20 protein-coding genes are annotated in these 17,469 nt (G+C 46.3%); 12 read left to right on the forward strand and 8 right to left on the reverse strand.

The window, feature by feature from the left end:
- The first annotated feature begins 80 nt into the window (after positions 1-80).
- The 5 genes from HGH90_RS19360 (at position 81) to HGH90_RS19380 (ending at position 3,274) form a co-directional block, all read left to right on the forward strand.
- Complete coding sequence (locus HGH90_RS19360) at positions 81-1,025, forward strand: CPBP family intramembrane glutamic endopeptidase (protein ID WP_169191733.1); 945 nt, start codon at positions 81-83, stop codon at positions 1,023-1,025.
- Positions 1,026-1,051: 26 nt separating this feature from the next.
- Positions 1,052-1,300, forward strand: a complete 249-nt coding sequence (locus HGH90_RS19365) for a DUF2007 domain-containing protein (protein WP_169191734.1) — start codon at positions 1,052-1,054, stop codon at positions 1,298-1,300.
- Between the two features lie 107 nt (positions 1,301-1,407).
- Entirely contained in the window at positions 1,408-2,292 is an 885-nt protein-coding gene (locus HGH90_RS19370) for a phosphatidate cytidylyltransferase (protein ID WP_169191735.1), read from the forward strand.
- An 85-nt stretch (positions 2,293-2,377) separates the two neighbouring features.
- Complete coding sequence (locus tag HGH90_RS19375) at positions 2,378-3,031, forward strand: phosphatidylserine decarboxylase family protein (protein WP_168764900.1); 654 nt, start codon at positions 2,378-2,380, stop codon at positions 3,029-3,031.
- Positions 3,032-3,058: 27 nt separating this feature from the next.
- Positions 3,059-3,274 (forward strand): hypothetical protein, encoded by a 216-nt coding sequence (locus tag HGH90_RS19380; protein ID WP_168764901.1) that lies wholly within the window; start codon positions 3,059-3,061, stop codon positions 3,272-3,274.
- 89 nt (positions 3,275-3,363) lie between these two features.
- On the opposite strand, the gene HGH90_RS19385 is transcribed toward HGH90_RS19380, so the two are convergent.
- The gene (locus HGH90_RS19385; protein WP_169191736.1) at positions 3,364-4,059 is read right to left on the reverse strand and encodes a YjjG family noncanonical pyrimidine nucleotidase; all 696 of its coding nucleotides are present in this window, start codon (positions 4,057-4,059) and stop codon (positions 3,364-3,366) included.
- Between the two features lie 98 nt (positions 4,060-4,157).
- Here HGH90_RS19385 and HGH90_RS19390 point away from each other — a divergent pair, with 98 nt between their 5' ends.
- The 3 genes from HGH90_RS19390 (at position 4,158) to HGH90_RS19400 (ending at position 7,760) form a co-directional block, all read left to right on the forward strand.
- On the forward strand, positions 4,158-4,859 hold the full coding sequence (locus tag HGH90_RS19390) for an SDR family oxidoreductase (protein ID WP_168764903.1): 702 nt from the start codon (positions 4,158-4,160) through the stop codon (positions 4,857-4,859).
- Between the two features lie 158 nt (positions 4,860-5,017).
- A complete protein-coding gene (locus HGH90_RS19395; protein WP_168764904.1) occupies positions 5,018-6,964 on the forward strand; it encodes a BatD family protein in 1,947 nt (648 codons plus the stop codon).
- A gap of 7 nt (positions 6,965-6,971) precedes the next feature.
- Positions 6,972-7,760, forward strand: a complete 789-nt coding sequence (locus HGH90_RS19400) for a tetratricopeptide repeat protein (protein ID WP_168764905.1) — start codon at positions 6,972-6,974, stop codon at positions 7,758-7,760.
- A 3-nt stretch (positions 7,761-7,763) separates the two neighbouring features.
- Here HGH90_RS19400 and HGH90_RS19405 read toward each other — a convergent pair whose 3' ends face one another.
- From HGH90_RS19405 to HGH90_RS19435, 7 genes are all read right to left on the reverse strand, one after another.
- Complete coding sequence (locus HGH90_RS19405; RefSeq protein ID WP_168764906.1) at positions 7,764-8,510, reverse strand: LytR/AlgR family response regulator transcription factor; 747 nt, start codon at positions 8,508-8,510, stop codon at positions 7,764-7,766.
- 111 nt (positions 8,511-8,621) lie between these two features.
- A complete protein-coding gene (locus tag HGH90_RS19410) occupies positions 8,622-9,431 on the reverse strand; it encodes a sensor histidine kinase (protein ID WP_169191737.1) in 810 nt (269 codons plus the stop codon).
- 195 nt (positions 9,432-9,626) lie between these two features.
- On the reverse strand, positions 9,627-10,337 hold the full coding sequence (locus HGH90_RS19415) for a response regulator transcription factor (protein WP_145662239.1): 711 nt from the start codon (positions 10,335-10,337) through the stop codon (positions 9,627-9,629).
- 62 nt (positions 10,338-10,399) lie between these two features.
- On the reverse strand, positions 10,400-11,419 hold the full coding sequence (locus tag HGH90_RS19420; RefSeq protein WP_248277038.1) for a sensor histidine kinase: 1,020 nt from the start codon (positions 11,417-11,419) through the stop codon (positions 10,400-10,402).
- Entirely contained in the window at positions 11,416-11,904 is a 489-nt protein-coding gene (locus tag HGH90_RS19425) for a gliding motility lipoprotein GldH (protein ID WP_168764908.1), read from the reverse strand. The genes HGH90_RS19420 and HGH90_RS19425 overlap by 4 nt, the downstream gene beginning before the upstream one ends.
- Positions 11,905-11,920: 16 nt before the next feature.
- Entirely contained in the window at positions 11,921-12,796 is an 876-nt protein-coding gene (locus tag HGH90_RS19430) for a YicC/YloC family endoribonuclease (protein WP_168764909.1), read from the reverse strand.
- A gap of 115 nt (positions 12,797-12,911) precedes the next feature.
- Complete coding sequence (locus tag HGH90_RS19435; protein WP_168764910.1) at positions 12,912-13,520, reverse strand: pseudouridine synthase; 609 nt, start codon at positions 13,518-13,520, stop codon at positions 12,912-12,914.
- Between the two features lie 54 nt (positions 13,521-13,574).
- Between HGH90_RS19435 and HGH90_RS19440 the strand changes: the two genes are divergently transcribed.
- The 4 genes from HGH90_RS19440 (at position 13,575) to ccoS (ending at position 17,466) form a co-directional block, all read left to right on the forward strand.
- On the forward strand, positions 13,575-14,285 hold the full coding sequence (locus HGH90_RS19440; RefSeq protein ID WP_145662219.1) for a Crp/Fnr family transcriptional regulator: 711 nt from the start codon (positions 13,575-13,577) through the stop codon (positions 14,283-14,285).
- A 91-nt stretch (positions 14,286-14,376) separates the two neighbouring features.
- A complete protein-coding gene (locus HGH90_RS19445; protein ID WP_168764911.1) occupies positions 14,377-16,794 on the forward strand; it encodes a heavy metal translocating P-type ATPase in 2,418 nt (805 codons plus the stop codon).
- A 215-nt stretch (positions 16,795-17,009) separates the two neighbouring features.
- Positions 17,010-17,300, forward strand: a complete 291-nt coding sequence (locus HGH90_RS19450; protein ID WP_168764912.1) for a cupin domain-containing protein — start codon at positions 17,010-17,012, stop codon at positions 17,298-17,300.
- Between the two features lie 7 nt (positions 17,301-17,307).
- The gene (gene ccoS / locus HGH90_RS19455; protein ID WP_168764913.1) at positions 17,308-17,466 is read left to right on the forward strand and encodes a cbb3-type cytochrome oxidase assembly protein CcoS; all 159 of its coding nucleotides are present in this window, start codon (positions 17,308-17,310) and stop codon (positions 17,464-17,466) included.
- Positions 17,467-17,469 lie beyond the last annotated feature (3 nt).

The raw sequence follows: 17,469 nt of genomic DNA on the forward strand, positions 1-17,469 counted from the left end.
GCAGCTGTCGTTACCAGGAGGCTGACTGCAAAGTGAATTTCGCGCTGTAAATTTACGCAATTTTAATACAGTATTCTCTTATGATTGGTTATCTGAAACAATCACCCATTTTATTACAGTTCCTTACCTTCTTTGGCTTTTTCTTTGGCTTCTCTGCTTTGTATGTAGTGGGTATCCAATCGTTGACACCCACCATCACCGGTCAAAGCCTGGACGCACTCCAAAGAACCCTGGATCCTAACTTTGTCGGCTATCTGAAAATAATACAACTGGCTTATACCATCATCGCCTTTCTGGTGCCCGCGGCCATTTTTGCCTACCTGTGGCAGCCTTATCCCATATCTTACCTGGGCTTAAAGCTCCCTTCCAAAGCCATTCTATGGGTTTTAGCCCTCCTGGCAATGTTCGGCGTATTACCGCTATCAGGCGCCCTGGGCGAGTGGAACCAAACCTGGCAGGTACCGCAATCCATTAAGGATATGGAGGCGTTGGCTGAAAAGCTGCTGGGCGTTATGCTCAAAATGCCTACTATAAAGGACTTGTTTATAAACCTTATACTGGTGGCGATCATACCGGCGATCGGGGAAGAGCTGTTTTTCCGGGGCGTTTTACAACGGCTGATCATCAATGCCACCGGAAAAGTATGGCTGAGTATATTTATCACTGCTGTGATCTTCAGCGCTATCCACATGGAAATATTGGCCTTTGTACCCCGGGTGCTGCTGGGATTCGCACTGGGGGCTATTTATGTCATCAGCGGTAACCTCTGGCTGGCTATTGGCGCCCACATATTGAATAATGGCTTACAGGTGGTGATGCTGTACTTTTTCCAGCATGGCATGGTAAAAGAGGATCCCCAGGCCGACAGCCACATCGAATGGTATTACGTAGCTTTGAGTATTCCTGTAACCATTGGCCTGTTTTGGGCATTGAAGCAAAAGTCGCCCGCCGGAGTCATGATAACCGGGGAAAATAAAAGCGCCGTTGGTGAAGTAGATGAGATAAGAAAGGACGGAAATTTGTAATCTTAACAAGACTTAAACGCTGTATTATGGAAAAAGACTGGGTTAAAATATTTTCGAGCGACCGGCCCTTTGAGGCGGAAATTGTAAAGGGAATGTTGCTGGAAAACGGAATTGATGCTGTTTTACTGAACCGGCAATCCTCTTCCTATAATATCACCCTGCCCGGCCAGGCAGAACTTTACGTACACCAATCGCAGGAAGAAACGGCCAAAAGCCTGGTGCATAATCACAACAACTTGCCCACCGGCGACCCCAATCAGGTAGATACTGAATAGGAGAGACACGGCAGCACACCGGGGCCAGGACTCCAGTGTGGAAATTTGCTTCGTCCCGTAAATTTGTCCACTTTTGCGGGTACATTCTAATCAACAGACAACATATAATGAAAACTTTTTTCACCCGCACTGCCTCAGCGCTTGTGTTTGTGGCAGTAATGCTGGGGGGTATTTTATGGGCCGACTATACCTTTTTCCTACTTTTCTTCCTGGTAGGCTGTTGTGCGCTCCAGGAGTATTTTAAGCTGATACGCCATATCGATGCAGATTATGCCGGTATTACTTCCTGGCATAAGTGGGGCGCCACCATTGCCGGAGCAGCTATTCTGCTCACCTTTACAGGCAATAATTTCAGCATGGCGCATATCCCTACCGGGCTCATTGGCTGGTGGACCGCCGTTATATTCCTGCTGGTAATGCCCCTGGGAGAAGTATTAATGAGTAAGGACTTCTCTTTAAAGAATATTGGCTACTCGGCTATTGGCCTGCTATATACCATCATCCCTTTCGGGCTGCTGATCAATATCCGCTTAAACGCCATCAATATTCACTATACCGCCGATAATGTAGGAACAGCCCCCGGATGGCTGATCCCCCTGTTACTCATCATTTTCATCTGGATTAATGATACCATGGCCTATATCGTAGGCTCCCTTATAGGACGAACTCCTTTTGCGCCCGCAATTTCTCCGAAAAAAACTATAGAAGGCACTGTGGGTGGAATGATCCTGGCAGTAGCTACTGCTGGCGTTTACGGCCGCTTCTGGGGAGGTGAATACCTGGCGTTGCAGCACTGGATAGTATTGGCTCTCATTGCTGCCATTTTCGGCACTATCGGCGACCTGATTGAGTCTAAGCTCAAAAGGATGGCTGGTGTAAAGGATTCCGGTAATATCATGCCCGGCCATGGCGGCTTCCTGGACCGGTTCGATTCGCTGCTCCTGGCCGCTCCCTTTGCCTGGATTTATGTTCAGTTCTTTATGATGGCCTGACATAATTTCGTATGCTAAAAAAATTGAATTGAAGTAACTTCGCAGCAAAACTAAACACATACATCAATCATCTAATAAAAAAACAATGAAGATCCATCGTGAAGGATTTGCTACCATCTCCCTTGTATTCCTGGTACTGGCGTTAATTAACGGAGCAGTATGTTATTGGTTTGGCGCTGCCACCGGCTTGTGCTGGACTGTGGCCATTATTTCCCTGGTGTTCTTCCTGTTCATCGTTTCATTCTTTCGTATTCCTTCCAGACAATATACAACCGGTGACTCGCTCGTTGTTTCACCCTGCGATGGTAAAGTAGTGGTAATTGAAGAAGTGTATGAACCAGAGTATTTTAAAGATAAACGCCTGCAGGTGTCTATCTTCATGAGCCCGGCTAACGTACACGTAAACCGTAATCCTATTGCTGGTACGGTAAAACTGTCGCAATACCACCCGGGTAAGTACCTGGTGGCCTGGCATCCCAAATCTTCTACTGAAAATGAAAGACATTCTGTTGTGATCGGTAACGGTAAAACAGATATCCTGGTAAGACAAATTGCCGGCGCACTGGCCCGCAGGATTGTAAATTACCTGAAACCGGGTATGGAGGTGAAACAGAATGAGGAAATGGGCTTTATTAAGTTCGGCTCCCGGGTAGACCTTTACCTGCCTATCGGTACAGAAGTAGCCGTACAGCTGGAACAAGTGGTACAGGGCGGGATTTCCGTTATTGCTAAAATCTAGTATCTTTAAAAGATAAACGGTTATCATATGATAAAGAAAGCCTTTACCGGTGTTGCGGCCTTCCTGCTGGTAGCCTGCGTGGCACTGGCCCAGGAGAAAACCAAGAACAAACCAGTCGCTAAAAAGGATTGTACAGCAGCTAACTGTCCTAGCGCCAAAGGTAAAAGTTGCTGTCAGCAACCGTCTAAAACCGCCAACCTGAGATTGGCAGCCGTTAACAAGACGAAAGCAAAAGCACAATAAAAGCTGGCCCTCAAGTGAAGGGCAGGTGAAACATAATAAAAAAGCGAAGCATTCATGGAATGCTTCGCTTTTTTATGCCTTTCCGGCACTTATAAAATATTTCTCAGCTCACACAGGTGATTAATGACATAAGTAGGCCGGAAGTCTACCGGTGGCTTAGCGGGGTTAAAGTATACCTGGTCCATGCCTACGCCATGGGCGCCTTTAATATCCAGCTCCATCGCATCGCCGATCATGATACTTTCTGTAGCGCTGGTCGCCGCCCGGCCCATCGCGAAATCAAAAATTTCGCGGTAAGGCTTTAAGCTGCCTGCCAGCTCAGAAGTAATGATATGGGTGAAATAGTGGTCAATTCCTGAATTTCTCATCTTCAGCAACTGGGTTTCTTCAAACCCGTTGGTGATCATGTGCATGGGATAGCCTTTTGCTGCCAGGTAATCCAGCGTTTCCCTGGTTTCTGGGAATAATGCCTTCTTGGCAGGTAATATTTCCAGGAATTGTTCGCTGAGTTTTTGGGTCAATGCTTCATCCCCGATTTTGAAATCCAGTAATGTAAGGCGGAAGCGCTTGTCGCGCAATTCGTGGCGGGTGATAAATCCTTTGCGGAACCTGTCCCACAAACGCTCATTATGATCTACATAAGAAACGGAAAACGCCTCAAAAGTTGGTATTCCTCTCTGCTCTAAAGCGTGGTTAGTGTACAGCTCCTGCAGAGTCTCCTGTTCATTGGTTTCAAAGTCCCAGAGTGTATGGTCCAGGTCAAAGAAAAGATGTTTATACTTCATGGCACCGCAAAGGTACTAAATACTGCCCAGATGGACCGACGTAGGCAAGGGCATTCAAAGTAAATTCACTATTTTACTGCATCAATGAGGAAAAAAATATGAACGCAGTTATAACAGGCGCCAGCAAGGGCATTGGAAAGGCCATTGCCGTGAAACTGGCTCAGGAAGGATGTAACGTGGCTATTTGCGCAAGACATGCCGGCGCATTAGCCGATGCCAAAGCAGCTATCCAGCAAAAGAATCCGAACGCTACCATACTGGCAGAAAGTGTAGATATGGGAGATAAATCACAGGTACTGGCCTTTGCCCGTAAAGTGATGACCACTTTTCCCCGTATTGATATCCTGGTAAATAATGCCGGCATCTTTATCCCCGGCGCCCTGCAAAAAGAAGAAGAGGGGCTACTGGAAAAGTTGATGGCGGTGAACGTATACAGTGCCTACCACCTCACCCGGGCGTTGTTGCCAGCCATGATCCCTCATCGCAATGGACATATCTTCAATCTCTGCTCTACGGCCAGCTATAAAGCCTATCCGAATGGCGGGTCTTACGGTATTACCAAACATGCCCTACTGGGTTTCAGCAAAAATCTAAGAGAAGAACTGATCCCTCATCATATCAAGGTAACTTCAGTAAGTCCGGGTCCTACCTTAACCGCGTCCTGGGACGGCTTCGAGGCACCCGCCGACAGGATGATGCCCCCGGAAGATATAGCCAGTGTGATCTGGTCGGCCTGGTCGCTCGCTAAACAAACGGTAGTGGAGGAAATCCTCCTCAGACCCATGCTGGGAGACATCTGACCCTTTTATCACATGAGCAATTTTAGTTATTCGGATAATGACAGCAACGTAAAAGATCTGAATAATAAATTTAGAACATATTAAAATGTTTTAACTAACTTTTAACGGCGCTTGCCTCGCTTCCAGCGCGGCTTTGGTTAAATTTGTTGACATAATTTATGATGTACAGAATTAGCATAGGGAAGTGTATTTACTCCATCTTGTTTTGCCTGGGACTAGCAGCCAGCGCGTTCGCGCAGGAGTTCCGCTTTACGACTACTGTGAGCAATAACACCGTGACGCAGGATGAACCGTTCCAGATTCAGTTTATGCTGGAAAACGGAACCAATGTGACGAGCTTTACACCACCCAGCTTTAAAGATTTTGAAGTCCTCCAGGGCCCTTCACAAATGCAGGGGCAATCTATTTTTAATGGTAAACGTTCTGAATACGTAGCGCTGAGCTATCTCCTTCAACCCAAACACGTAGGCAGCTTCACCATTGCCGGCGCACAGGCCCGCGTAAATGGGAACGTTGTAAAATCAAACCCCGTATTGATTGAAGTCAGAAAAGGCAATGCGCAGCAGCAACAACAGCAGCCGCCTGCATCTGCCGGCGCTTATCCATCCCACCGCGGCCAGGGTGGGGAAGACCTTCCCGAAGGATTCCTGAAAAAGGGAGAAGACATCAACGAAAAGCTGAAGAAAAATATTTTCCTGAAAGTAGATGTGGATAAAACCAATTTATATGAAGGACAGCAACTAACGGCAACGTATAAACTGTACACCAGGCTCCCAACTAATTCCAGCGTTACCAAAGTACCTGCCTTTAAAGGCTTCTCAGCAAAAGATATTGAATTGCCCAACCCACCTCAGGCCACCGAGGAACGGGTGAATGGCATTCCCTATAAAGTGTTTACCATCCGCAAAACATTACTGTTCCCCCTGCAATCAGGTACCCTGGAGCTGGACCCGGTAGAAGTAGACAACCAGGTAAGGCTCGTAAAAATGGTGAGCAACAAACGTAATAACAGCGGACGAGGCAAAGATCCATTTGAAGATTTCTTCAACGATCCGGCCTTTAAAGATCCTTTCTTTGATGACTTCTTTAACCGTCCGGAAGTTGAATATCAGGATGTTCCATACAAAATACAGAGCAATCCTATCAGCATTACAGTAAAACCAGTACCTGTAGATGGACGCCCCCTTAGCTATAACGGCGCAGTAGGTAAGTTCAATATGACCGCTGTGGTGGATAAAAACAAACTCACCACAGATGATGCACTTACGCTTAAAGTAACCATTAGCGGTCAGGGCAATGTAAACCTGCTCAACTCTCCCAAAATAGACGTCCCTGCAGGTTTCGACAAATACGATCCTAAGGTTACCGACGATATCGAAAAGAACAGCAACCCGCTCTCTGGCAAACGTACTTTTGAATATGTACTGATGCCCCAGGAAGCAGGCGATCATACCATCCCGGCAGTAGAATTTTCTTATTTCGACCCGGAAGCCAATAGCTTTAAAACCCTACGCTCCGAGCCATTCAATATTCATGTAGCCCAGGGTAAACATATAAAACAAGATAAACAGGACTTTGGCGTGGCCAAGAATGAACTGGTGAAAAATGATACCAGTGTACTCGACTGGACCCGCAATCATAGCTGGTTTATCCTCAGTCCGTGGTTTTATATCTTACTGCTGCTGCCATTACTTGCAGCCGCCGGTATTATCCTGAATAAACGTAGAAAAGACTATAATACTACCAACGCCGCAGCTCTGAAACTCCGCTATGCCAACAAGGTAGCCCTAAAGCGACTGGAATTGGCCGCCCGCTACCTGAAGGAAGGAAAGGATAAAGCATTTTATGAAGAAACTTCCCGCGCCGTTTGGGGATATCTCAGTACCAAACTGAAAATACCCATGGCCGATCTGAGCAAGCAGCTGGTACAGGAAAAACTAAATGTGCGCCACATCAATGGTAGCAATACCCACGATCTGTTTAGCTTGATCGACAACTGTGAAGTAGCCCTGTATGCACCAGGTCAGGATAATCGTAAAATGCAGGGCACCTACGAACAAGCTGTGACCATTATCAGTAACCTGGAACAGGCGTTAAAGAATTAATTTAACCATGCTGAACTATCATCAACATATTAAGCCAACGTTTTTAGCGATAGCATTGTTGTTCACATTTTCGGTTGGCCGGGGCCAATCTGCTGCCAGCGCTAATCCACAGCATCGCTTTGAAGAGGCTAACCTGCTTTTTAATCAAAGCAAATATACCGAGGCCGCCAGGGCTTACCAGTCACTGCTGGATGAAGGCCATACGCAAAAAGCACTTTATTTTAATGCAGGCAATGCCTGGTATAAAGCCGGTAAAACCGGTCTGGCAGTATACAATTACGAGAAGGCGTTAGAGCTGTCTCCCAACGACGCCGCAGTGAAACATAACCTCGACCTGGTAAACCAAAAGGTGAATGGCTATGTAGACGAATTACCGTTGGTGTTTTTCCAGCAATGGTGGTTACAGTTGCAGCACCTGCACAAAGCCAATGGCTGGGCAATAGGCACTGTAGTGCTTTTCTGGCTACTGATAGCCGGCATCATCCTGAATGTATATACACCCGGATGGAGAAATCGTTTTGTAAAATGGGGCACCTATGTGTTGGGGGCCTTATGTGTACTTTACCTGCTCATGGCAGTAGATACCTATCTTTCTTCCAACAATCATCAAACAGGTATCGTCATGAACGCCAATATTAAAGCGAAAACGGCTCCGGATGAAAACAGCCGTGATGCCTTTGAAGTAGGAGAGGGTATGAAAGTACATATCACAGACGCTACTGCCGATTTCTGCAAGATAGAATTGGCGGATGGCAAGAGCGGCTGGATAAGCTGTTCGTATATTAAGCGACTGTAATACTCATAGTCGCTCTATCCGTAGTAAAAAGTCGTGTTTCTTTTCGCGGGCTACTGGTACACTATAGCCGTCACTCATAATTATTTCTCCCCCATCTCCCTTAATATACTTATCCATAAACGATAGGTTTATCAGGAAGCTGTTATGTACCCGGAAGAACCCCTTATCGGATAGCCAGGCTTCCATTTCGGGCAGGCTGCGATATACCAGCACTGGTTTTTCCGGCAGCTGTAAATACAACCGGGTTTGCCCGCCAATGGATCTGCAATAAATAATATTCCTGGCAGTCACCATTTGCAACCCATCCAGGGTGGGCAATGCCATTCTTTCATCCTGGCTAAGTTGTTGTTGCAGGAACTGCAACAGGTTATCCAACTTTTCTGTTTTGTCGGCATGCGTTTGCAAACCGGCTTTTTCTACTGCCAGCCGCAACTCTTTCGAATCTATCGGTTTGAGCAGGTAGTCGAGCGCACTGTGATGAATAGCCTGCAAGGCATATTGATCATAGGCTGTGATGAAAATGACAGCGAAATCGCGGTGATTACAGGCTTCAAGTACCTGGAAACCGTCTATACCGGGCATTTCCACATCCAGGAAAACTAGTTGAGGATGCAAGTCATTAATCGCGTGAATAGCTTCAAGGCCATTACCACAAACCGCTTGTAAGACAACATGCGGACAATACCTTTCCAACATTATTTGTAGTGCATCCCGACTATGTTTCTCATCATCTACAATGATGGTACGCATAAAATAAGATTATGATTACAGGTTTGCGCTGAGATGAAGTTTATATGGTCATTGAGCCTAAAAATTCATATAAAAATTAAGGAATTAATGGCATATGGCCCAATTAAAGACTCAGCCTGCCAGAGATTGGCGCGCCCCAACGTGCTGCATACTGATAATCAATCTATTAGCAGTGGGTGCCTGTGAGGCGTCATATACCTGCAACGCTTTAATACTGGCTTGCATATGATATTTTTCACTCATCATATACAAACGTTCTGAGGCAATGTCAATCCCAGATGCCTGGCGCTCACCGGTACCATCCAGTATCTCTGTAATCAATACCCCATTATCTTCCAGCTGTATAAACAGGCGGTCTTTTTCCTTACAGATGGTGACCAGCAGCTGTCCGCCTGACTTCTGGGGCCTTAACAACAGGCGGTGCCAGATAGCATATTGCACGTAAGGCTGAATAATCAGTGGAGGTATTAACGTAAATTGTTTATTTACATCTGGCAGTACGTTTATCTGGTAGTCGAACTGCTCATCGAAGCGCAGTTGTTCCAGCTGTATGTATAGTTCCAGCGCGTCCAGCTCATCCTGCAGGGAAATCCATTCCTTATTGAAATTCCCGATCATCAGGCGCATCAAACGGGAAAAACGGGTAAGATATAGCGAGGCCATGTCCGTACTGGTAGTAAGGATATAATGATGAATAGCGTTGAGGCTATTAAAAATAAAATGAGGGTCCATCTGCGCCTGGAAGGCATGTAGTTCCAGGTTAACCAGCGCCTGATGTTTGGTTATTTCTTTCGCTGAAGCTCTCCTGATTTTTCTTTCCCGCAGGGCAAAAAATACTATTAGGGCAACGAGACTTAACAAAAAAAACAGCCAGAATGGCCACTCCGCAGCAAAGACTATGTACGTATAATGTTGTGCCACAAATTAGGTTTACAGGATGCACTTCATCTCATATAAGCAGGTTAAATATCGGCTAATTCGGGCCCACGGGAAAGTGAGATTTACTACGAGGTAGAATTTCAGGGGAAAGTGGGGAGATTGAGATGAAAAGTGGCTAAAAGCATTTTGCTTTCTGCCTTATGCCCATGATAGGCATAAGGCAGAAAAACCAACTGGCTATGCTTCTGTAAATTTATATCCAACGCCTCTTACAGAGTGGAAATAGCGGGAATTGCGGCTATCTTCTTCAAAATACTTACGGAAATTGAGAATAAAGTTATCAATAGTACGGGTGGTAGGGTATACGTTGTATCCCCATACTACCTGTAATATCTTTTCACGGGTAACTACTTCGCCTTTATTTTCGATAAGCAGCTTCAGGAGCATAGCTTCCTTCTTGCTCAGTTCATAGTGTTTGCCGTCTTTGCCAATGCACTCCTGTGCTGCAAAGTCAATGGTATTATCACCGAAGCGATATACATTGGGTACACTGTCTTTGTCCTGGATCTTCTTATTTTTAACGATCAGCTTCTCTACCCGCAGTAATAACTCTTCCAGGTTAAAGGGCTTGGTCATATAGTCGTCGCCCCCTTTCTTGAGCCCCAGTACACGGTCGGCGCTACTGTTTTTGGCGCTGAGGAAAAGGATGGGTATTTCATTATTCTGAATGCGTATGTTTTCGCATACAGCAATACCATCCATTTCGGGCAACATAATGTCCAATATAATAAGGTCGAAATATTCGTTTTTAACTGCTTTCAGCGCAGCTGTACCGTTGTCTACTGCCGTTACTTCATATCCTTCCAGCTCCAGGTTCAGCTTCAGTGCTTCCTGGAGATTTTCTTCATCTTCCACCAGCAGTATTGATGCCTTTGTCGCTTCCTTCATGTGTTAATGTTTGATTTTACATCGAATCCGGGTTATTGATATTCACCAATCCTTCATCTAATTTACGCTGTTTGAATGGAATATTCAGGCAAGGTTATTTCAAAACAACTACCAACCGGCACATTATCCTTTACTTCGATACTACCGCCATGTTGTTCTACAATCTTCGCGGTGAGGAACAGTCCCAGGCCAGAGCCCTTTGCTTTGCGGGTATTTTCGTTGCCTACCCGGTAAAATTTCAGGAAGATGCGGCCTTTCTCTTCATCGGGGATACCTGGTCCTTCATCAATTACCTGTAATTTCAGCTCCTTGTTGCTCTCAAAGAGTTTTACAAGGATAGTAGTGTTCTTGGGGGCATATTTAGCGGCATTCTCCACGAGGTTGTTCACAATAATCTGCAGGGTAAGCTTATCTCCCTCCAGCCATATATCCGGCATTACTTCCGCATTGATCTGGTGGGTACCTATACGGCCATCGAGGTCTTTAATGCTACCGAATACCAGCGAGGAAAAGTCGAGTGGCTCCTTAAACAACCGGTAGTTATGCGTTTCCAGCTGCGCGGCCAGCAAAATGTTATTGCATAGCTGGTCGAGGCGGTTCGTTTCACGGATCGTGTTATTGAGCAGCTTCAACTGCGTTTCCTCATCCAGCTTATGTTTACGGATCGTTTCCAGGTTTAGCTTGGCTACTGCTATAGGTGATTTCAACTCGTGCGTTACCGCCATCATAAAGTTCTGCTGTTGCCGGCTGAGCTTCATGTATTTCCAAACGGCCCGGTATACAAATACGGCGCCCAGCAAGATAATGCCCAGGAAAATGATCCCTTCTCCCAGGTACTTAAAAGAGCGCATATGCTCCTCTTTGTTAATCCTTTGCAGCTCCAGCTGATGTTCTACCGGTTGTGCAAGGCTATCGACCCGGAGGTACAGGTTTTGTTGTTCGAAGCCTTTGATTTGTTCGCTTTGCCTGAACAATAAAATGCCCCACCATACCAGTGCAGCTATGGTGTAAGCCATCACCAGGAAGTAAACGAAGGAAACCGATTTCCCTTCCTGCATTTTATTGAAAAATCTTTTCATCATTGCCTGGTACCGGCTTTCTCAATCCGCAAGCCAACATTCATCACATGGGGGAGCGGATTTTGCCGCATATTCTGTTCAAAGGTGAATTTGTAGGTGCCGGGCTTATTGAAGATGGCCTTCTCCTGGATGAAGATACGGTGTTCATAAATATCATCCAGACCAGAACCAGACCATTTACCGGTGATGTCTGCCAGTGGCAGTTCTACCCGTTGTTCTTTAGGTATACTGTCGCCCGGGTATTGCGTTCCCACCAGCACCCATATGTTGCTGTACGGATAAGCATCGGTATGCCTGATATTTACACAGATATTATACAGGTAAGCAGTATCCTCCGGATGTATGTTTACTTCAAAAGTAGGTTTGTAATCATAGGACCACTCATGCCCCGGCACTTCCAGGTTTTTCTCGTAAGTATCCATTTTAGGAGGCTTACAAGCTGTTGCCAGCAATAATAAGCCTGCGGTGGCCAGAAAAAGTTGCTTCATACGGTGATGTGCCTTACTATAAAACGTTTAAAACTTGTTCTTTGGCTTTTTCCAATTCATCTTTCATCAGCACTACCCATTGTTGAATCCCGGCGTCATTGGCTTTGGAACCTGTGGTATTGATTTCGCGGCCTATTTCCTGTAATACAAAACCCAGTTTCTTTCCTTTGGCGGCGTCGGCATCTTTCAGGATTTCCCGGAAATAGCGGAGGTGATTCTCCAGTCGGGACAACTCTTCTGAGATATCGAGTTTCTCCAGGTAAAAGATCAGCTCTTGTTCCAGGCGGTTGGCATCCACATTGTCTTTTCCTACGTGTTCGGCCAATAAGCTTTCCAGGCGCTGACGGATACGGTCTTTGCGAAGCGGATCCAGTTCGCGCACTTTTTGCATAGAAGCATCTATATTGTCGATACGCTGCTGCAGGTCGGCTTCCAGCATCTGACCTTCATCGATACGATGATGGTCGAGGTCGGCCAGGGCCTGGCGCAGAGTGGTCTCCACATCTTTCCATTCTTCTTCTGTGATTTGCTCTGTTGCCGGTGTTACTACTTCCGGGAGCTTCATCAGCACATTCAGCATATCAGTCTGTGGCAGCTCCAATTCATTTGACAGCGCGGTAATAGACTGGTAATAATATTTGGCAAGATCAGTATTAATCACAACCGGACGGGTGGCGCCGTTCTGGCGAATATTAATAGTAGCATCCAGGGTACCTCTCTGCAACGTTTGCTGCATAAGAGCGCGGATGTCAAACTCATAGGGTTTTAACAAAGGAGAAAACTTCAGATTCACTTCAAACTGCTTCCCATTCAGCGATTTGATCTCCACCACGATACTTGTTTCGCCTTTGGTACTTTCTGCCCTTCCGAAGCCGGTCATTGATTTCAGCATAATAGAAATTTGTAGGTGACAAACCTAGTTAAAAAAGCTGAAAGGATAAAGCCCAAGCTGAAAGCAATGGAGGAGTGGTAAGCACGATTTTAGGCCATAGGATGTGCAAAAGCGCTCAGCGCCCGTCTTTAGGGGCTTTTATCTTCAGTCCCCGGTAAATTTCTTCCCGGCTCAACTGCCGGATGGCGCCAGACTGCATACCCGCAATGGTAATATCCTCTATCCGGTAACGGACAAGCCTCAACGTAGGAAACCCAACGGCAGCGGTCATACGCCTTACCTGACGGTTTTTCCCCTCAGCTAAAACCAGCCTTATCCAGGGAGCAGGAATGCTCTTGCGGAACCGGATAGGCGGGTTGCGGGGTGGCAAAACCGGTTCTGTGGCCAGTATCTCTGCTCTGCAACGGCGGGTAAGATATTCCTTTCCATCCACATTGATCCGGACCCCAGCTTCCAGCCGCTGCGCTGCCTCTGGCGTAATGGCCCCGTCTACCTGTACCCAATACTCCCGCTCATGTGCATATTGAGGCGATAATAACCTTTCATTCAGCGCCTTGTCATTGGTCAGGATCAACAACCCTTCACTGTCATAGTCCAGTCGCCCCACCGGGTATACATCTCCCGGTACTTTAAAATAGTCGGCCAGGCAAGCTTTATTCCCTTCCGGAGTAAATCTCGTTAGCACCTCATATGGCTTATAAATAATATAATAATAAAGTCCCACTAATACTTTTGCTTTGGTTAAGGCCGTGTAAATTAGTACTTTTGCAAATTGATTATGGCAACACCGATTCACAATCCTTCCTGTCAAAACTGCAAGGACCGCTTTTCTTCTATATTTTGCAAGGCGGACCAATGTAATCTGGATCTTCTTTCAGAGGCAAAGGTGTGTTCTGTTTATAAAAAAGGACAGGTCATCTTCCATGAAGGTGCTTATCCATTCGGTGTTTACTGTATCAACGATGGTAAAATAAAGCTGTCACACAGCGGCGACGACGGTCGGGAGCAAATTGTACGCCTGGTTAAAGCCGGCGATATCATGGGGTATAAAGCCCTGTTGAGCAATGAAAGATATACGGCTACAGCCACCGCCCTGGAAGACTCTTCTATTTGCTTTGTTCCTAAAGATTTGTTTCTCAACATATTACAAAAAGACGCTTCTCTTTCCTTTGAAATGATGCGCATCTTGTCGAGTGAACTCCGCAAGGCCGAACTGAAAATTACCCACCTGGCGCAAAAACCCGTACGGGAACGTCTGGCAGAAACCCTGCTCTTCATCAAAGAAACTTACGGACTGGAAGCCGACGGGCACACCCTCAGCGTTCGCCTATCCCGTGAAGAGATTGCCAACCTGGTAGGTACTGCCACCGAATCGGCTATACGCCTGCTTTCTGAATTTAAGAAAGATGGTATGATAGAGCTGGAAGGTAAAAAAATCCGCCTGCTCGATATGCCCGAAATTATCAGGACGGCCAACCTACAGGAATAACCCTGACAAATATCATATTCTTCCTTGATACATGTCATTGCCCACCGGGAGCACGACCGGTACTTTTGCAAATACACAAAATACCAACGGCATGGCTGTTTCTTCACGTACCAATACACTTACCTCCTGTTACCACTGCGGAGAGGACTGTTTCGATACCGATATTACCATAGAGGATAAAGTGTTTTGCTGCCAGGGTTGTAAAATGGTATACGAAATACTTAACCAGTACGACCTCTGCGAGTACTATGACCTGAACAGCAAACCCGGTATAAATCAACGTATTACAGCGAGGAATGATAAGTTTGCGTTCCTGGACGATGAAAAAATTGCTCAGCAGTTATACCTGTTTAAAGACGATGCTCAAACCCACGTAAATTTTTACATTCCACAGATCCATTGCAGCTCCTGCCTATGGCTCTTGGAAAATTTACACAAGCTGGAACCGGGCGTACTGCGTGTAACCGTTAACTTCAGTAAGAAAGAAGTGCTCGTTGTTTTTTCACACACACAAACCTCCTTGCGAAGAGTCGCTGAAATACTCACCGCAATTGGTTATGAACCTTATATCAGCTTACAGGATTTACAGCATAAAAAACCGCGGACCAACCGCCAGCTGGTATACCAGCTGGGTGTAGCGGGCTTTTGTTTTGGCAACATTATGTTGCTCAGCTTTCCTGATTATTTCGCCGGTGCCGGAGGGCTCGATGAAAGCTTCAACCGCCTGTTCCGATATATGAATCTCATACTGGCCCTGCCTGTATTGTTGTATAGTGCGCAGGCATTTTATAAATCCGCCTGGGGCGGGCTTAAACATGGGTTTCTCAATATTGATGTGCCAATCGTGCTGGCGATTTTTGTCACCTTTATCCGTAGCCTGTCAGAAGTATGGCAGGGACAAGCTGGCTATTTCGATTCTATGACCGGTATCGTTTTCTTCATGCTCATCGGACGCATCCTGCAAGATAAAACCTACCAGGGGCTATCCTTCGACCGGGACTATACCGCTTATTTTCCTATAGCCGTTACCGTATTAAAGGAAGACAAAGAAGTCCCCACTACACTTCCTGACCTGAAAACAGGTGACACCATCCGTATTCATCATAACGAACTGGTGCCCGCCGATGGCATTATTGTGCGGGGAAAAGCACTGATCGACTATAGTTTTGTAACTGGCGAATCTGCCCCGGTTACTAAATCTATTGGGGAAATTATTTACGCCGGCGGGCGGCAATTAGATGGCAGCCTGGAAATTCTCACCATTAAGGAGGTGGCACAAAGCTACCTGACAAGCTTATGGAATCGTGATGAGTTAAAACACAAGGAGGAAAAAGAGGTATCATTTGTACACCTGCTGAGCCGCTACTTTACGTGGATGGTATTGTTTATTGCTGCTATCACCGCGGGCTATTGGGCAATCCATGAGCCTGCGCGTATATGGCCGGCGGTTACGGCTATCCTGATCATCGCCTGTCCCTGCGCCCTGTTACTGGCATCCTCCTTTACCAACGGGCATATTCTCCGTATTCTCAGCCGGCATCAGCTGTACCTGCGCAATGCGCAGGCTATTGAAAATATGGCCAATGCAACGCACATTGTTTTTGATAAAACCGGTACACTTACCGGGAAAACCGGCAGCTCAGTTGTTTATTATGGTACTTCACTCACCCCGGGACAGGAAGTACTGGTGGCTACGCTGGCAGCCCAGTCCACCCACCCGCTGAGTAAGGCCATTGTAGCTTATTGCGGAACGCCCGCGCCCCTTGCTGTTCAAGACTTTCAGAACTTTACCGGCAAAGGAGTGTGCGGCTGGGTAGATGGTCACTTTATCCGCCTGGGTAATGCCGACTTCACCGGCGCCCATAAAAAAAATGAACAGGAAGGCAGCGTAGTATATGTTGCGATCAACGAAAAACTCTCCGGCTTATTCACTATCCGGAATACCTATCGCAGCGGCCTGCGACAGCTTATGCAGCAATTACAGACACAGTATTCGCTGTCTGTACTTTCAGGAGATAATAATCATACCGCCGACAAGCTACAAAAATTGATGGGCAACAAGGCCACCCTGCTTTTCGAGCAAAAACCGGCAGATAAACTCGCCTATATCATCTCCCTGCAACAACAAGGGGAAAAGGTGATGATGATAGGAGATGGCCTCAATGATGCAGGGGCCCTCAAGCAAAGCGATATTGGTATTTCGCTGACCGAAGACAGTAATAACTTTACACCCGCCAGCGATGGCATCATGGACGCCAAACAGTTGCCAGTATTGTTTTCTTTTATACAATTGTGCAAGGCCAACAAGCGCATTATCCTCGCCAGCTTTGCTTTATCTGTGCTCTACAATATTACGGGGCTATATTTTGCCGTACAGGGTATTCTATCTCCGCTGGTAGCCGCGATATTAATGCCGGCCAGCTCTATCAGTATTATCCTGATCACTTTCGGATGCAGCGAATGGCAGGGCAAGAAGCTTTCTGCTAAAGTATTACAGCAAAATGCCTGACAAATATCATGTTCCTGGTTGAGCAAAGTCATACTCCCGACTGAGTAAAGTCATTGCCGCTGCTGCATAGTGATACTACCTTTGCCACGACACGATACATAGTTAATCTAAGCTACCCCCATTCCAAGCCCGCATGAAATGGGCGTGTAAACAGTCAACAAAGTACTGTTTACACGCTGCGGGTAAGGCATGCCGGAAAATCAACAAACTAGCAAATGAAAGGTATAAACGTAATGCAGGAGTCGGGGAATGAAAAAGTGAAGAGCTGTGCTATTCTTAAAACCCAACGCTTCGACGCCACGCTGCTGATCGTGCAGCAGGGATATCAGATTCCTCCGCATACTTCCCCCGCCAACGCCATGATACTGATACTGGAAGGAAAGATTGCATTTATGTTGAATGAAGAAGTAACCATCCTGGAAACGGGAGATGTATTTTCTTTCGGCGCCAATGAGCTACATGCCTTACAGGCATTGGAAACAACACGCTTTATTCTCATTAAATAACTATACCATGAGCGTTATCGTCATTTTACTCGGAGTCAGTTTACTGGTAGCATTAGGGTTCCTGGGGGCCTTTATCTGGTCTGTCAAAAACGGGCAGTTCGAAGATGATTTCTCTCCGGCACACCGCATTCTCTTTGAAGATAAGAAAGATAACGTTAACGATTAAACG

This window comes from Chitinophaga sp. Ak27, from assembly GCF_012726295.1.
Classification (GTDB): Bacteria; Bacteroidota; Bacteroidia; order Chitinophagales; family Chitinophagaceae; genus Chitinophaga.

Excerpts from the sequence above, each read along its gene's own strand:
- HGH90_RS19360 (WP_169191733.1), top strand. The coding sequence starts at position 81 with ATGATTGGTTATCTGAAACAATCACCCATTTTATTACAGTTCCTTACC.
- HGH90_RS19365 (WP_169191734.1), top strand. The coding sequence starts at position 1,052 with ATGGAAAAAGACTGGGTTAAAATATTTTCGAGCGACCGGCCCTTTGAG.
- HGH90_RS19370 (WP_169191735.1), top strand. The coding sequence starts at position 1,408 with ATGAAAACTTTTTTCACCCGCACTGCCTCAGCGCTTGTGTTTGTGGCA.
- HGH90_RS19375 (WP_168764900.1), top strand. The coding sequence starts at position 2,378 with ATGAAGATCCATCGTGAAGGATTTGCTACCATCTCCCTTGTATTCCTG.
- HGH90_RS19380 (WP_168764901.1), top strand. The coding sequence starts at position 3,059 with ATGATAAAGAAAGCCTTTACCGGTGTTGCGGCCTTCCTGCTGGTAGCC.
- HGH90_RS19385 (WP_169191736.1), bottom strand. The coding sequence starts at position 4,059 with ATGAAGTATAAACATCTTTTCTTTGACCTGGACCATACACTCTGGGAC.
- HGH90_RS19390 (WP_168764903.1), top strand. The coding sequence starts at position 4,158 with ATGAACGCAGTTATAACAGGCGCCAGCAAGGGCATTGGAAAGGCCATT.
- HGH90_RS19395 (WP_168764904.1), top strand. The coding sequence starts at position 5,018 with ATGATGTACAGAATTAGCATAGGGAAGTGTATTTACTCCATCTTGTTT.
- HGH90_RS19400 (WP_168764905.1), top strand. The coding sequence starts at position 6,972 with ATGCTGAACTATCATCAACATATTAAGCCAACGTTTTTAGCGATAGCA.
- HGH90_RS19405 (WP_168764906.1), bottom strand. The coding sequence starts at position 8,510 with ATGCGTACCATCATTGTAGATGATGAGAAACATAGTCGGGATGCACTA.
- HGH90_RS19415 (WP_145662239.1), bottom strand. The coding sequence starts at position 10,337 with ATGAAGGAAGCGACAAAGGCATCAATACTGCTGGTGGAAGATGAAGAA.
- HGH90_RS19420 (WP_248277038.1), bottom strand. The coding sequence starts at position 11,419 with ATGATGAAAAGATTTTTCAATAAAATGCAGGAAGGGAAATCGGTTTCC.
- HGH90_RS19425 (WP_168764908.1), bottom strand. The coding sequence starts at position 11,904 with ATGAAGCAACTTTTTCTGGCCACCGCAGGCTTATTATTGCTGGCAACA.
- HGH90_RS19430 (WP_168764909.1), bottom strand. The coding sequence starts at position 12,796 with ATGCTGAAATCAATGACCGGCTTCGGAAGGGCAGAAAGTACCAAAGGC.
- HGH90_RS19440 (WP_145662219.1), top strand. The coding sequence starts at position 13,575 with ATGGCAACACCGATTCACAATCCTTCCTGTCAAAACTGCAAGGACCGC.
- HGH90_RS19445 (WP_168764911.1), top strand. The coding sequence starts at position 14,377 with ATGGCTGTTTCTTCACGTACCAATACACTTACCTCCTGTTACCACTGC.
- HGH90_RS19450 (WP_168764912.1), top strand. The coding sequence starts at position 17,010 with ATGAAAGGTATAAACGTAATGCAGGAGTCGGGGAATGAAAAAGTGAAG.
- ccoS (WP_168764913.1), top strand. The coding sequence starts at position 17,308 with ATGAGCGTTATCGTCATTTTACTCGGAGTCAGTTTACTGGTAGCATTA.